Here is a 15,823-nt window from a genome sequence, read left to right on the forward strand (position 1 = left end):
CTCGCGCGGAGCATCTTTTTTACTTCATTTGAAACTTCGCCATCATTTGTTGTAAGTCGTCTGTCAGTTGGCGCAATGTCGTCACTTTTTCACCCATTTTTTTGAACGCTTCTAACTGTTCAACCATTGACGCAGCAATTTGTTCGCTTCCTGCTGCGGATTGCTCAACGACCGCGCTAATGCTTTCAACGTTTTGTAAAACGTTTTTGCCAAGTTCTTTTGATTCGTTCATGCCGATAACAAGCGTTTGAATATCTGTCGTAATATGATGCACTTTATTTTCAATTTGTGCAAACGCCTCCGTCGTCGTTTCAATCGCTTTCGCCTGCGCTTCGGCAATGTCGACCCCACGACGAACCGCTTCTGTCACATTCGTTAAACCAGATTGAATGAGTTGTACCATTTCAAAAATTTGGCTTGTCGCTTTCGATGATTCTTCTGCAAGCTTGCGCACTTCTTCCGCAACGACGGCAAATCCTTTCCCTGCTTCTCCTGCGCGCGCTGCTTCAATCGCCGCATTTAACGCGAGCAAGTTCGTCTGCGTAGCAATGTCCGATACAGCTTTAGCCATATCTTCAATTTTGCTTGCATACGCTGCAAACTGCTTCGTTGATTGTTCAATCGAAGCGGTCGCTTTCGCATTTTCATCAATAAACGATTTTTGTTCGGCTAGCGCAGCTTGACCATGCGTGATCGCTTCCACCGCCTCATCGCTATATCGAGCTGTTTGTTCGGTGCGTGCGACATTTTGTTGCACCGTTTGTTCCATTCGCTCAATGAGCTGCACCGCGCTTTGCAAGTCTTCCGAAATACTTTGTGCCCCTGCCGACAATTCGTTCGTTGATACAGCAACTTGGTTATTAATTTCCGTCAACATTTTCGTTTCATCATCAATGTCTTTCGCAAACATCTCGACTTGCTTGCTTGCCGTATCGACCGACTGAAGCAATCCGTTAAGCTGGTTGGCCATCGTTGTAAAAGCTTCATTTAAATCCGCTAACTCATCTTTCCCGTTATACACAACAGGCTCGATACGCAAATTGCCGCGCGCAATTTGTTTCGCATTTTCCGCAATGTTGCGAAGAGGTGCCGTAATTTTTTTTGTTAAGCGAAAACCGCTAAATCCAGCAAACAATAGCACGATCGCGATCGCAATGAGCGAAATCGTAATGACTTGTTGTATTTGACTTTGCAATTGCTTTTGCATATGTTCGTAATACTCGTTTACATACGTATTTACGACATGCACATCGTTTAATACCCCTTCCGCGCGCATCGACTGGCGGCGAATTTCCGCCACATTTTGCGCATCCAGAGCCGCTTTTGATTCATTTGCTAGCGCGGCAAATTTGTTGTTTGCTCGTTCGAGAGAAGAGCGAACATACGGTGCAGTCAATCCTTTGTTTAATGCGCTAAACAACTTTTCTGATTCTTCCAAATGAACGAGCACTTCTTGCTTATTTCCTTCTGTCGGGCTGTAGGCGTAATTGCTTAAACTTTGCTTCGTCGCTTTTAGTTCTGCCTGCAAATGTTGTGCTTTCATCATGAGCGGAACGAAATCTTGATTCGACGATTGAATAGAAAGCATATTCATAATAATAAATACGATAATGGCGCCAGCAATAATTGGCGTTGCTAATGAGTGAAATAATAGTCGTTGTTGAATAGACATCGTATCCCTCCTTTATTTCGCGATGCCGTTTGCCGCTTGTTCTTTCCATTTTTCTAACGTTGCTTGTTGCTCTGGACTAAACGTCACGACACGAATAGGCGCTAAATCGACGCCGTTTTCTTTTAACCCTAGTTCAACCGTCCCTTTTGGCACGTCTTTCTTTCCGACATATTGTTTAATGACCGTATATAACGCGACATCGACATTTTTTAACATCGATGTGACGACTGCTTTTTCCGCATAAAAATATTGGTCGCTATCGACACCAATCGCATATTTTCCGTTCATCTCTGCTTCGCGCAATACGCCAACACCTGTAAATCCGGCGGCGGCATACAGCACGTCTGCCCCGTTTGCGATCATTTGTTTTGCAATTTTTGCCCCAAGCTTATCATCACCGAAGTTGCCTGCATACACTTCTTGCACATTCGCTTCCGGTCTAACCGCTTTTACCCCTTTTATAAAGCCGTTTGCAAATTTGCGAATAAGAGGAACATCTGCCCCTCCGACAAAGCCGACGTTGTTCGTTTTCGTCAACATACCAGCAACGACACCTGCTAAAAAGCTACCTTCATCTTCTTTAAACGTAATCGATGTAATGTTTGGTAAATCCGATACGGCATCAATTAATATAAATTGCTGTTTCGGATATGTTTTCGCTACCTTTTCTAAATCTTGTTGTACCATAAAGCCGAGACCGATAACGAGATCGTTCCCTGCTTCAACAAGCTCGGTTAGCCCTTTTTCATACGTCCCCGTCTCTTTTAACTCACGATAATCAAAAAAAATGCCAAGCTCATCGCGCGCTTTCATAAGCCCTTTAAACGCTGAATCGCTAAACGATTGATCCCCTAGTCCGACATCTGACAACATAATACCGATTTTGACACGTTCTTTCGGTTGAAATGAACTCGTTTGTGAACACCCAGCGGCAAGCAATAACACGAATGCCATCATGAGTGAAATTATTTTTTTCATAAAATTTCCTCATCTCCTTATCTTTCATTCAAATCCCACTTCGTTTATTATATCGACAACAATCGACATTTTGTTTACTTTTTATATATAAAGATTTTGTAAAGTTGTTCATATGTCAACAATCGACTATAATGGAAGCACAACGAATTCATGTTGAGGTGATCTATATGTCAAAAGAAAGTTCATTTGATATCGTGTCGAAAGTCGATTTGTCGGAAGTGACGAACGCCGTCAACATCGCACTAAAAGAAATTCAAAATCGCTACGACTTTAAAGGGAGCAAAAGCGACATTTCGCTTGAAAAAGACGAGCTTATTCTTATTTCCGACGACGAGTTCAAACTAGAACAACTGAAAGATGTGCTTATCGGAAAGCTTATTAAACGAGGTGTACCAACGAAAAACATTCAATACGGAAAAGTAGAACCTGCTTCAGGCGGAACGGTACGCCAACGCGCGAAACTCGTCCAAGGCATCGACAAAGACAACGCGAAAAAAATTAACACAATCATTAAAAATACAGGTTTAAAAGTGAAAAGTCAAATTCAAGAAGACCAAATTCGCGTCAGCGGCAAAAGTAAAGACGATTTACAAAAAGTCATCGCCGCCATTCGCGAAGCAGACTTACCGATCGACGTCCAATTCGTCAACTACCGTTAAGAAGGCTATGCGCCTTCTTTTTTCTTTTCTTAAATAAAATAGTTGAATATTTCTAAAAAATCAGTTACATTTATGAGTAACTTCATACACATCATCTTATCGAGAGAAGGGGAGGGACTGGCCCGATGAACCTTCAGCAACCTGACGATCGTCAAGGTGCTAAGTCCAGACAAGCGATTCGCTTGGAAGATAAGAAGGAGCGTGCAACGTCTTCTTCTTATGGAGAAGGCTTTTTTATTTGAAAAAGAAACGGAGGAATGGACGTGGGATTGCTAGATGATTTAAAAGAACGCATCGTCATCGCCGATGGAGCGATGGGAACGTTATTATATGCGCACGGCATCGATCGCTGTTTTGAAGAATTAAATGTGACAAAGCCTGAGGAAATCGTTCACATTCACGAAGCGTATATCGATGCCGGAGCTGAAGTCATCCAGACGAATACGTACGGAGCGAACTATGTAAAGCTCGCCCGCTACGGCTTACAAGATGACGTCAAACAAATAAACGAAGCAGCCGTTCGGCTCGCCAAGCAAGCGGCGCGAGGACGCGCCTATGTGCTCGGCACAATCGGGGGACTCCGCAGCACAAATAAAAGCACCATTTCGCTCGAAGAAGTGAAACGAACGTTTCGCGAGCAGCTGTACGCGCTGTTAAACGAAGGCGTCGATGGCCTGCTGCTTGAGACGTATTACGATTTTGAAGAACTGCAAACCGTTCTTTCCATCGCTCGTAAAGAAACGACGTTGCCACTCATCGCCCACGTCACCTTGCATGACATTGGCGTCTTGCAACATGGAATCTCGCTTGCCGATGCGCTTCATCAATTAGAGCAACTTGGCGCCGATGTCGTTGGCTTAAACTGCCATCTCGGTCCGTATCATATGTTGCGCTCGCTTGAAGAAGTGCCGATTCCGACGCGCGCCTTTTTATCGGTGTACCCAAACGCAAGCTTGCCGCAATATCGCGACGGACGATTCGTTTATGAAACGAGCGAACAATATTTTGAAGAAACAGCGCGCGCCTTTCGCGATCAAGGAGTTCGACTCATCGGCGGATGTTGTGGAACGACGCCGAAACATATTTCCGCCATCGCTCGCGCCCTGTCCGACCGCACACCTGTATATGAAAAAAAAGTGAAACAACGGCATACAGTCGTCGTGCAAGAAGCGGAACAGGCGAAAGAACCTTCCTTAGACGACATTGCCCGCACGCGCCGTTCGATCATCGTCGAGCTCGATCCACCAAAAAAGCTCGGCTTAACAACATTTTTAGAAGGCGCCAAAGCGTTGAAAGAAGCACATATTGATGCGTTAACGCTTGCCGACAATTCGCTAGCAACACCGCGCATTAGCAACGTCGCTGTCGGAACGATCGTCAAACAACAGCTCGGCATGCGGCCGCTTATTCACATCACATGCCGCGACCGCAATTTAATTGGCTTACAGTCGCACTTAATGGGCCTTCATACGCTCGGCATGACCGATGTGCTCGCTTTAACAGGCGATCCGTCTAAAGTAGGCGACTTTCCGGGGGCGACATCCGTCTACGATTTATCATCGTTTGACTTAATTTCGTTAATTCGTCAATTTAACGAAGGGCTTTCGTATTCTGGAAAACCGCTCGGACAAAAAACGAACTTTTCCATCGCTGCGGCCTTTAATCCGAACGTACGCCATTTAGATAAAGCGGTGAAACGGCTAGAGAAAAAAATTGAATGCGGAGCGCACTATTTTTTAACGCAGCCGCTATATAGCGAAAAACAAATTGAAGACGTATACGAGGCGACAAAACATTTATCGACGCCAATTTACATCGGCATTATGCCGCTTACAAGCGCTAGAAACGCCGACTTTTTGCACCATGAAGTGCCGGGCATTACCCTTTCCGATCACATTCGTGCGCGCATGGCTGCTTGCGCAAACGACCCTGTCCAATCGACAAAAGAAGGGTTAGCGATTGCAAAAGCGCTCATCGATGCGGCGTTCGATTTATTCCAAGGCATATATTTCATCACACCATTTTTACGTTACGATATGACGGTCGAACTCGTTCGCTACACGCACGAAAAAGAGCGGCTCAAAAAAGAAAGGACGGTTTACCATGGCTAGTTTACTCGAACAGCTCGAAAAGAAAATTTTAATTATTGACGGGGCAATGGGAACGATGATTCAAGCCGCCAACTTAACAGCGGATGACTTTGGCGGTGAAGCGTACGAAGGATGCAATGAATATTTGACGATCACCGCTCCAGAAGTCATCGCCCACATTCATGAAGCTTATTTTGAAGCGGGTGCGGACATCGTCGAAACGAATACGTTTGGCGCAACGAGCATCGTATTAGATGAATACAATCTCGGACATATCGCCCTTGAGTTAAATATCGAAGCGGCAAAGCTCGCTAAGCGAATCGCGGAGCAATATTCAACGAGCGATTGGCCACGCTTCGTTGCTGGCTCGATGGGACCGACGACGAAAACGTTATCTGTCACAGGCGGAACGACGTTTTCTGAACTTGTCGCCGCATACGAACAGCAAGCTCGCGGACTATTACTTGGCGGCGTCGATCTTCTTTTATTAGAAACGTGCCAAGATACGTTAAACGTCAAAGCCGCTTTTCTAGGCATAACCGAAGCGTTTAAAACGGTCGGAAAACAAGTGCCGCTCATGATTTCAGGAACGATTGAGCCGATGGGCACAACGCTTGCCGGACAGACGATCGAATCGTTTTTTATTTCGATTCAACATATGAAACCATTTGCCGTCGGCTTAAACTGTGCAACCGGTCCAGAATTTATGACCGATCATTTGCGCTCGCTCGCTTCCCTCGCCAATACAGCCGTCAGCTGTTATCCAAACGCCGGTCTTCCGGACGAAGAAGGATGTTATCACGAAACGCCAGACATGCTCGCGAAAAAAATTCGCCAATTTGCCGAAAAAGGATGGTTAAACATTGTCGGCGGCTGTTGCGGTACGACGCCTGAACATATTCGCGCCATCGCTGAAGCCGTTCGCGACGTGCCACCGCGCGTCATTCCGAAACAGTTTCCGCTGCATGCCGTCTCTGGCATTGATGCGCTCGTTTACGATGAAACGATGCGCCCGCTTTTCGTCGGCGAGCGAACAAACGTCATCGGCTCGCGCAAATTTAAGCGGCTCATTGCGGAAGGAAAATATGAAGAAGCGGCAGAAATTGCCCGCGCTCAAGTGAAAAACGGGGCACACGTCATCGACATTTGTTTAGCCGACCCAGATCGCGACGAAAAGAAAGATATGGAACAATTTATTCAACAAGTCGTGAAAAAAGTGAAAGTGCCGCTCGTCATCGACTCGACAGACGAAGACGTCATCGCCTGCGCTTTATCGTATTCACAAGGAAAAGCAATTATTAACTCCATTAACTTAGAAGATGGCGAAGAACGATTTGAAAAAATTGTTCCCCTTCTCCATCAATATGGGGCGGCTGTTGTTGTCGGCACAATTGACGAACAAGGAATGGCCATTGATGCGAAACGAAAGCTTGACATCGCCCTTCGCTCGTACGATTTGCTCGTCAACAAATATCAGCTTTCCCCGCACGACATTATTTTCGATCCGCTCGTATTTCCGATCGGTACGGGAGATGAGCAATATATTGGCGCAGCAAAAGAAACGATTGAGGGCATTCGCCTCATTAAACAACATTTACCTAACTGCTTAACGATGCTCGGCATTAGCAACGTCTCGTTCGGCTTGCCACCTGTCGGACGCGAAGTGTTAAACTCCGTCTTTTTATACTATTGCACGCAAGCAGGGCTCGATTATGCGATCGTGAATACGGAAAAATTAGAGCGGTTCGCTTCCATTCCAGAAGAAGAAGTGCGCTTAGCGGAGGCGTTGTTATTTAACACAAACGATGAGACATTAAACGCATTTATTCAATTTTATCGCGATAAAACGAAGCAGCCGAAACAGACGAATACGAATATGACGCTAGAAGAGCGGCTTGCGACATACGTCATTGAAGGAACGAAAGACGGGCTCATGGAAGACTTAACGCTCGCCTTGCAATCGTACAGTCCGCTCGACATTATTAACGGTCCGCTTATGAACGGCATGGATGAAGTCGGCCGTCTATTTAACGACAACCAGCTCATCGTTGCGGAAGTGTTGCAAAGCGCGGAAGTGATGAAGGCGGCGGTCGCCTTTTTAGAGCCGTATATGGAGAAAAACGAAACGAGCGTAAAAGGAAAGGTGCTTCTTGCGACCGTCAAAGGCGATGTGCATGACATCGGCAAAAATTTAGTCGATATCATTTTAAGCAACAACGGCTTTCATGTCGTCGATTTAGGCATTAAAGTGACACCGCAACAGCTCATCGAAGCGGTGCGACGCGAGAAGCCGAGTATGATCGGATTATCTGGGTTGCTCGTGAAATCAGCACAACAAATGGTGCTTACCGCACAAGACTTAAAGCAAGCTGGCATTTCGTTGCCGATTTTAGTCGGCGGCGCCGCTTTATCGCGCAAGTTTACCGATACAAAAATTGCACCCGAATATGACGGCATCGTTTTATACGCCAAAGATGCGATGGAAGGATTGACGCTCGCCAACCGCATCGTTCAGCAAGACATTTCTTATGAGAAAAAAGAAAAAACGAAACAAACAATCGAACGGCAAAGCGCAGTCGCTGTCATGACAAAGTCAAATGTGAAGCGGGCACCGATTTACGTTCCGACCGATACAGAAAAACATATATTAAAAGACATTCCGCTTTCACATATTGAACCGTACGTCAATTGGCAAATGCTTCTCGGGCACCATCTCGGTTTAAAAGGAAATGTAAAAAAGCTGTTGGCGGAAGGAAACGAAAAAGCGATCATGTTAAAAGCGTTAATCGATGAACTGCTCGCTGAAGCGAAACAAACAAAGTCGCTTTCACCGAAAGCGGTATATCAATTTTTCCCAGCCAGAAGCGATGGCGATACGGTGATCATTTACGATCCGCGCGATCAACAAACGGTCATTGAAACGTTTACGTTCCCGAGACAAACGAAAGCGCCATATTTATGTTTAGCGGATTACCTTTCTGACGAACAAGTCGACTACGTCGGGCTATTTGCTGTGACGGCGGGGGCAGGTGTGCGCGATCTCGCTCAACGTTTTAAACGAGAAGGACAGTTTTTAAAAAGCCATGCGATTCAAGCGTTAGCGCTTGAACTAGCGGAAGGATTAGCGGAACGCGTTCATCAAATTATGCGCGACCGTTGGGGCTTTCCTGATTCGCCTGATTTTACAATGGAAGAACGGTTTGCGGCGAAATATCAAGGACAACGTTTCTCGTTCGGCTACCCTGCTTGTCCGAATCTCGAAGACCAAGAAAAGCTATTCCGCCTTTTACGACCGGAGGACATTGGCATTCATTTAACAGAAGGATATATGATGGAGCCGGAAGCATCCGTATCCGCCATCGTCTTCGCCCATCCGGAAGCGAGATATTTTAACGTGTTGTGAAAAAGCTGACTTTGATCAGCTTTTTCACACAATACGATCGGGCAAATAATATTCACATGCTAGCTTTTTAAAATCTCTTTCATTCCATGTGACGACCGCTTGTACGGTAGGAGAATGTTTCATAAGTGAACTAAGATAAGCATCCGCAAAGTCAACACGATACTTTCCATAACTCGCTATCGCTTGCAGCACAACTTCTTTATCGATCGTTTTTATACATGGGGCCTCAACAAGCTGTGTTAAGCGTTCAGCTATTTCTTCTTTCCGATAACCGTAACGTTTTGACTCAAGAACCCAACAACATTCTGCAATCACTAACGGATGTAGTACAAACGACAGTTCTCCGTTTACCGCCTTTTCGAATAATCGATAAGCAATTGGTGATTGGATTTTATCATCGTTAGTTAAAAAGCGAACAATTACATTTGCATCTAAAATGTACATCGTTCATCTTCTTTCTTCTGCTTGCTAGCGAGCCATTGTTCTTTAGCTTCTTTTCGAATGTCCTCCCAATTCATCTCTCCTTGTTCTCGCTTTGGTGGCATGCTTCCAAATAGCGATAGCAACGAATCTTTCTTTCTTACTTTCAACGTTACTTCTTGATTTTCACCATAAACAAACACAACTTGATCGCCCGGTTCTGCTCCAAGCCATTCTCTCACCTTCGTCGGAATCGTCACTTGATGTTTCGAAGAAAGCGTCGACGCATAAACATATGTGTTATTTTCCATCGTATCCCCCCAAATATTCTTTACTTTTATTTTATCTTTACATTATTCGAGGGTAAAGATGAAATAACGAATCATCTACAAATCAATCCCTTTGATCGCATGAACGCCCTTTCCATAATAATGTTTCACTTCTTTCATTTCCGTCACTAAATCAGCAAGTTGAATGATTTCTTCTTTTGCCCCTCTTCCTGTCACAACGACATGCGTATGCGCTGGCTTATTTGCCAACGTATGCACAACATCTTGAAGCGGCAACACATCATCGATCGGAAACGACGTAATCGCTAACGCTACATTTAATTCGTCTAAAATGATCACATCATATCGTCCGGAAACGATGTGCTTTTTCGCAAGCTCCCATCCTTTTTGTAACGCTTCGCGATGCTCCTCTGGCGTTTTCGTCCACGTAAATCCAACACCTGTTTGATGTACGTCAATACCGAGTCGCTGTAACGTTTTCGCCTCGCCATATGGACGGTGCGGTGACTTAATGAATTGAATGACGATAACTTTTTTTCCGTGGCCTGCAGCGCGAACAGCAAGGCCGACCGCTGCAGTTGTTTTTCCTTTTCCATCCCCTGTGTAGACGATCACCATATTTCTTCCACCCACTTTAACTTGTCATGTAATTGTACAACATCGCCAACGACAATGATGGCCGGGGAAGAAAAGTTGTTCTCCTGCACGAGATGGACGATCGTTTGCAACGTACCAACAACCGTTCGTTGCCTTGTCGTCGTTGCCCATTCGATGACTGCCACAGGCGTCTGTCCATCTTTACCATGACGTTGCAGTTGTTCACAAATGTAAGCGATATTTGCCATCCCCATATAAAATACGATCGTATCTGTCGCTTGACTTAATGCATCCCAGCGAATGCGATCGCGCTCTCCGCTTTGATGTCCAGCGATAAACGTCACCCCGCCAGCGTAATTGCGATGCGTCACAGGAATGCCAGCGTATGCTGGCGCAGCCACACCAGCTGTCACCCCGGGGACAATTTCATATGGAATGCCGTGTGCCCGTAGATGTTCCGCCTCTTCCCCACCGCGACCGAACATAAACGGATCGCCACCTTTTAATCGAACGACCGTCTTTCCTTGCAACGCATGTTCCACAAGCCAATCATGAATTTGTTGTTGAATGTTTCCATGCTTTCTCGGCTCTTTGCCGCAATATAAAAGCTCTGTTCCTTCTTTCGCGTAAGTCAACAGCTGTGAACTTACAAGACGATCATAAATAACGACATCCGCCTTTTCTATACATTCGCGTCCATATACCGTAATGAGCTTCGCATTCCCAGGACCTGCTCCAACAATATATACTTTCCCTTTATTCATGATGATCGCTCCCAGTTGATACGTTCGCTGATGAAAATGTCGCCATATGAAGCATCGCCAGCGCCATATTGACAATCGGAAACGCCACCACCGCTCCGCTTCCTTCTCCAAGGCGCATACGCAAATCAAGAAGCGGCTCTTTATTCAACAGCTCAAGAGCGATGCGATGCCCCGGCTCTTGCGACCGATGCCCCGCAATCATATAATGAACGACACGCTCGTCCAGTCGTTCAGCAATCAACGCGGCAACCGTACAAATAAAACCGTCAAGCAAAATCGGAACGCGTCGCTCTGCTGCCGCCATCATCGCCCCTGCCATCGCCGCAATTTCAAACCCTCCGATTTTTGTCAATAAATCTATTGGATCAGATGGATTTGGTTGATGAAGCATAAGTGCTCGTTCAATAACTCTTTGTTTATGCTTGAACATCTCATCATGAATGCCTGTTCCTCTGCCGACAAGCTCAGCGACGCTTCGCCCGCTCATCGCTGCTAACAATGCACTTGCCGTTGTCGTATTGCCGATTCCCATCTCTCCAACGATGAGACAGCGAATGCCGCGATCGATCATGGCATTCGCTTGGCGGTATCCTGCTTGTACGGCTTGCTCTGCTTCTTCTTTTGCCATCGCTTGTTTATAAGCAAAATTGTTCGTTCCATACGCCACTTTTTCATTGATGACGTTTTCTTCATGTATATCAACCGCAACGCCAACATCGACGACTGCAAACATAGCGCCAATTTGTTTGCTAAATACGTTAATTGCCGCCCCACCACGCACGAAATTGAGCACCATCTGCGCCGTTACTTCTTGTGGATATGCAGACACCCCTTCTTTCGCGACGCCGTGGTCGGCTGCAAATACGAGCACGCCCGGCGGTGTCACACGTGGAAACCGCTCCCCAGTCATTTTCGCAATCTCGATGGCTAGTTCCTCTAGCTTTCCGAGACTACCGCGCGGCTTTGTTAATTGATCGATATATTGGCGCACTTCTTCTCCGATTTGTTCATAAAGCATTATATTTTCCCCCTTTGAAATTCAATCATTTTTCGTTCAATCGTTCTCACAGCGACATGTTTTTCCACACAATCTGCTAGTTCGTCAAACGCTTCGTTTCGCAATTGCCGATAAAACGGTCGCTCGATAGGTGATGAATCATGCTTTTTTCGCCGTACATCATTTAACAAATAATGACGAAACGCATCGTTATGAAATAAGTCATGCATATACGTTCCGATGACACGTTCATCTTTCGTTTTGCATCCATCTGTTTTCCCATCCATAAAAATGAGCGGTTCACCCCGTTTCACATTTGAACGTCCCATATGAATTTCATACCCTTTTACGTGGAACGTTTCGCCTTTAAACGTTAATATCCCTTCACATAACACTGTTGTTTTTTCGCGAGCAAGCGTCGTCTCCATCGGCAACAAACTTAATCCTTCTACCTCGTCAAGCGGTGTTTCGACATGGCAAGGGTCTTTGATGCGCTCGCCAAGCATTTGATACCCTCCACAAATACCGATGATCGTTACATCCGTTTGTTCGTATAAGCGGCGGATGGCAGAAAACAAACCTGCTTCTTTTAAAAAACAAACGTCTTCGATCGTATTTTTACTCCCAGGCAAAACGAGTATATCAGGCTCACCTAACATAGCATAATCGTTCACGAGCCGCACGGAACAATCTGATTCAGAAAAAAACGGATCGATATCAGTAAAGTTAGACATGCGTGGATATTGAATAACTGCGATATCAATTGCCTTCGTATCATCTTTTTTCGTCGCATAACGAGAAAGTGTCACAGAATCTTCCGCATCGATGTGCAAATGCATATACGGAACGACGCCAAGCACCGGCACGCCTGTATATTGCTCGAACCAACGCAATCCCGGCTGAAGAAGCGAAAGATCGCCACGAAATTTATTGATGATCACCCCGATGACACGTTTCCGATCACATTCATCTAACAACTGCAATGTGCCAACTAAACTCGCAAACACTCCTCCGCGCTCAATATCACCAATTAAGACAACGGGGGCATTCGCCATGCGTGCCACGCGCATATTTACAAGCTCACGATCGTTCAAATTTACTTCCGCAGGGCTTCCCGCTCCTTCAATGACTAGTCGGTCGTATTGTTTCATTAATACATCGAGCGACTGTTGAATAATGTTCAGTCCCGTATGAAAAAATTCGGTTCGATAAGCGCTCGCTTGCATGTTTTTGTACGGTTTTCCATGTACGACAATTTGCGCTTCTTGATCGCGGCTCGGTTTAATTAAAATCGGATTCATATGCGTCGTCGCCAACACGCCTGCTGCTTCCGCTTGAACTCCTTGCGCGCGTCCGATTTCTTTTCCGTCAATCGTCACATATGAATTAAGCGACATATTTTGCGACTTAAACGGCGCCGTCTTCCAACCGTTGCGGGCAAAGATGCGGCAAAAAGCGGTCGCAATGACGCTCTTTCCAGCATCGGAATGCGTTCCTTGAAACATAATCGGCAGCGCCTTACGCATTCTCCTTCACCTCGCTGCACGCCTTCAACCACCGCTCAACAAGCAAAGGGTTCGACGGAAAATAAAAATGAATGTAACCAGCGACTAACCGCTGATCCATATATCCGTCTCGTTTGCATCCGCGCAGCCCTTTCGCTTCATATGAAAATTTTTCTTCTTCGCGTCGAATAAACGTTGAATAATGAAATTCATGTCCTTTCGCTTGATCTTGTTCAAATAAAAAGTTCCCTTCCGTTCCTGTCACTTCGCGATATCCGAGCGCTGCAAGCGTTCGCTGCATACGCACGTGCCCCGGAATGACGCCGGCCATCTCGTAATATTGTCCGTCAGTCGTTTCGATGCCTTCTGTTAAATACATAAAACCCCCGCACTCTGCAAGGGTGGGCACCCCACGATGAATTGCTTCAGCAACTGACCGTTTTACTTCCTCATGGCGTGCCAATTCTGATGCAAATTCCTCTGGAAATCCTCCTCCAATATATAAACCGTGAACGTCATGTGGAACACGTTCACCTGCAAGTGGCGAGAAATAAACGAGCGTCGCCCCATACGCCTGAAGCATTTCTAAATTTTCTTCGTAATAAAAATGAAACGCTGCATCTTTTGCGACAGCCACGCGCACATCGTACGTTTGTTTTGGTGTAAAAAACGGCTCGCTATGAAGAACGGTCGTTTCCGCTATTTTCCATATAGCATCTAAATCGACCGTTTGAGCGATGCGCTCACCAAGCCCCTCAAAAAACGGTTGAAGCTCTCCACGTTCCACAGATGGAACAAGCCCTAAATGACGCTCTGGAATCGTCAAATCGCTTTCTTTTAACAAATAGCCAACGACAGGAATACCGCATTGTTGTTCAATCGCTTCTTTGACGAGACGAAAATGCCCTTCGCTCCCAACGCGATTCGCAATAACTCCCACAATGCGAACTCGTTTATCAAACAGTTGAAATCCGCGCACAACTGCCGCAGCGCTACGCGCCATGCCTGAACAGTCGACAACTAACAAGACAGGGCTTTCGGTGATAATGCTAATTTCTGCAGTGGATCCTTCATTTGTCGTTGCTTGCTTCCCGTCGAATAACCCCATCACCCCTTCAATAATTGACAAATGCGCTCCTTCGCTCCCACGGCTACATACGTGGCGCACAATTTGTTCATTTCCCATCCAACTATCTAAATTGCGGGAGCGCCTTCCCGTCACCGCCGTATGATACGTCGGATCAATGTAATCCGGCCCACATTTAAATCCTTGAACAACGTATCCCCGCTGTTTGAACGCGCTCATTAAACCGAGCGTCACCGTCGTTTTTCCAACTCCGCTCCCCGTGCCAGCCACGACAATCCGCCTCATCGCTCTCCCTCCCATAGCGCAACGGAAATCGTGACGTTTCCGCTTTTTTTCTTTGTTAAAACGAGCTGTTGTTGTCCGCTATATCGCTTCGCGGCAGGTTCGCTTACCCCATATGCCCCCGTGTAACGAAACACTGTTTCCGACGGTTCATCGATCGGAACGTCGTTTAATTGTTCGGGCGTATAAAAAATAAGCGGCCACCCATATTTGTTTGCGACAGCGAATAAACCTTCTTCATCCTTTTTCAAATCAATCGTACATAACGCTTTCACGCTTTTGATCGAAAAACGAAGTTGTTGCAACGTATCGCAAATGACTTGTTCAATTTCTTGTGCGCTTGTTCCACGATTGCACCCGATGCCAATAACAATCACTTTCGGACGATATAACACCCCGTTTTGTAAAATCGCTTCTTCCTCTTTTTCAAGCAAGCGATGCGTAACAATAAGCGCCGCATCCGGCTTCGCTTCAAGCGCCTCAGCAATCGAAGCATATGACCGAATGTTCGCTGGCAGCGGTGCATCATACGTCCACCAATTGCGCTCGCCTGATTCCTGTACAATCGCGACATGTTGCTCATTGACAACCGCAGCACTCACAGGCGTCAATTTGTTTTCATTTTCCCATTCCCATCCGAACGAGCGACCAAATAAATCAACCGCAATCGTTTGCTGCACATCGGATGCTGTCGTAATGACCGGACGAGCGTCAAGCAAATTCGCCACTTTTCTTGTCAGCTCATTGGCTCCTCCTAAATGACCAGATAATACACTAATGACATGCTCCGCTTTATCATCAATTACAACAACAGCAGGATCTGTTTTTTTATCTTTTAGCAACGGAGCAATCATTCGTACGACGGCACCGAGCGAAATGATGAGGATCAACCCGCGATACGTTGAAAACAACTGCGGCAACAACAATCGAACATTTCCTGAAAATAAATGAATGCCTTTCTCGTGTTCGTCCCCTTTCGCAAATTTATCCGTATAATAAATGTGCACATGCGGAAGTTGATCGTATAGCTTTCTCGCAATATGTACCCCGTGTTTTGTAATGGCGACAACAGCATACAT

The 15,823-nt window shown here is 45.9% G+C and carries 13 protein-coding genes and 1 riboswitch; of the genes, 3 read left to right on the forward strand and 10 right to left on the reverse strand.

Going from position 1 to position 15,823, the window contains the following annotated elements; genetic code table 11:
• Positions 1–19: 19 nt before the first annotated feature.
• Together K1I44_RS05785 and K1I44_RS05790 are read right to left on the reverse strand one after the other, a co-directional pair.
• On the reverse strand, positions 20–1,672 hold the full coding sequence (locus tag K1I44_RS05785) for a methyl-accepting chemotaxis protein (RefSeq protein ID WP_219985563.1): 1,653 nt from the start codon (positions 1,670–1,672) through the stop codon (positions 20–22).
• Between the two features lie 12 nt (positions 1,673–1,684).
• Positions 1,685–2,650 carry a BMP family lipoprotein gene (locus K1I44_RS05790; RefSeq protein ID WP_219985564.1) on the reverse strand — a complete coding sequence of 322 codons (966 nt, stop codon included), beginning with the start codon at positions 2,648–2,650 and terminating at the stop codon, positions 1,685–1,687.
• Positions 2,651–2,817: 167 nt separating this feature from the next.
• Between K1I44_RS05790 and K1I44_RS05795 the strand changes: the two genes are divergently transcribed.
• From K1I44_RS05795 to metH, 3 genes are all read left to right on the forward strand, one after another.
• Positions 2,818–3,309 carry a YajQ family cyclic di-GMP-binding protein gene (locus K1I44_RS05795; protein WP_003395448.1) on the forward strand — a complete coding sequence of 164 codons (492 nt, stop codon included), beginning with the start codon at positions 2,818–2,820 and terminating at the stop codon, positions 3,307–3,309.
• Positions 3,310–3,402: 93 nt separating this feature from the next.
• A riboswitch (SAM riboswitch) is annotated at positions 3,403–3,505 on the forward strand.
• 67 nt (positions 3,506–3,572) lie between these two features.
• The gene (locus tag K1I44_RS05800) at positions 3,573–5,420 is read left to right on the forward strand and encodes a bifunctional homocysteine S-methyltransferase/methylenetetrahydrofolate reductase (RefSeq protein WP_219985565.1); all 1,848 of its coding nucleotides are present in this window, start codon (positions 3,573–3,575) and stop codon (positions 5,418–5,420) included.
• On the forward strand, positions 5,413–8,802 hold the full coding sequence (metH, locus tag K1I44_RS05805; protein WP_219985566.1) for a methionine synthase: 3,390 nt from the start codon (positions 5,413–5,415) through the stop codon (positions 8,800–8,802). The genes K1I44_RS05800 and metH overlap by 8 nt, the downstream gene beginning before the upstream one ends.
• 24 nt (positions 8,803–8,826) lie before the next feature.
• Here the strand turns inward: metH and K1I44_RS05810 are convergent, their stop codons facing one another.
• The 8 genes from K1I44_RS05810 to K1I44_RS05845 all read right to left on the reverse strand — a co-directional run bounded on the left by K1I44_RS05810 (position 8,827) and on the right by K1I44_RS05845 (position 15,823).
• Positions 8,827–9,246: a type II toxin-antitoxin system VapC family toxin gene (locus K1I44_RS05810; protein ID WP_219985567.1), complete on the reverse strand. Its 420-nt coding sequence runs from the start codon at positions 9,244–9,246 to the stop codon at positions 8,827–8,829.
• Entirely contained in the window at positions 9,234–9,533 is a 300-nt protein-coding gene (locus tag K1I44_RS05815) for an AbrB/MazE/SpoVT family DNA-binding domain-containing protein (protein WP_219985568.1), read from the reverse strand. The genes K1I44_RS05810 and K1I44_RS05815 overlap by 13 nt, the downstream gene beginning before the upstream one ends.
• A gap of 75 nt (positions 9,534–9,608) precedes the next feature.
• Positions 9,609–10,130: a cob(I)yrinic acid a,c-diamide adenosyltransferase gene (cobO, locus tag K1I44_RS05820; protein ID WP_219985569.1), complete on the reverse strand. Its 522-nt coding sequence runs from the start codon at positions 10,128–10,130 to the stop codon at positions 9,609–9,611.
• Complete coding sequence (cobA, locus tag K1I44_RS05825) at positions 10,124–10,873, reverse strand: uroporphyrinogen-III C-methyltransferase (RefSeq protein WP_219985570.1); 750 nt, start codon at positions 10,871–10,873, stop codon at positions 10,124–10,126. Before cobA ends, cobO begins: the two co-directional genes overlap by 7 nt.
• A complete protein-coding gene (gene cobT, locus K1I44_RS05830; protein ID WP_219985571.1) occupies positions 10,866–11,891 on the reverse strand; it encodes a nicotinate-nucleotide--dimethylbenzimidazole phosphoribosyltransferase in 1,026 nt (341 codons plus the stop codon). Before cobT ends, cobA begins: the two co-directional genes overlap by 8 nt.
• A complete protein-coding gene (locus K1I44_RS05835) occupies positions 11,891–13,396 on the reverse strand; it encodes a cobyric acid synthase (protein ID WP_219985572.1) in 1,506 nt (501 codons plus the stop codon). The genes cobT and K1I44_RS05835 overlap by 1 nt, the downstream gene beginning before the upstream one ends.
• A complete protein-coding gene (locus tag K1I44_RS05840) occupies positions 13,389–14,747 on the reverse strand; it encodes a cobyrinic acid a,c-diamide synthase CobB (protein WP_219985573.1) in 1,359 nt (452 codons plus the stop codon). The genes K1I44_RS05835 and K1I44_RS05840 overlap by 8 nt, the downstream gene beginning before the upstream one ends.
• A complete protein-coding gene (locus K1I44_RS05845; protein ID WP_219985574.1) occupies positions 14,744–15,823 on the reverse strand; it encodes a cobalt-precorrin 5A hydrolase in 1,080 nt (359 codons plus the stop codon). Before K1I44_RS05845 ends, K1I44_RS05840 begins: the two co-directional genes overlap by 4 nt.

Source organism: Anoxybacillus sp. ST4 (assembly GCF_019448545.1).
GTDB classification, from domain to species: Bacteria; Bacillota; Bacilli; order Bacillales; family Anoxybacillaceae; genus Anoxybacillus; species Anoxybacillus pushchinoensis.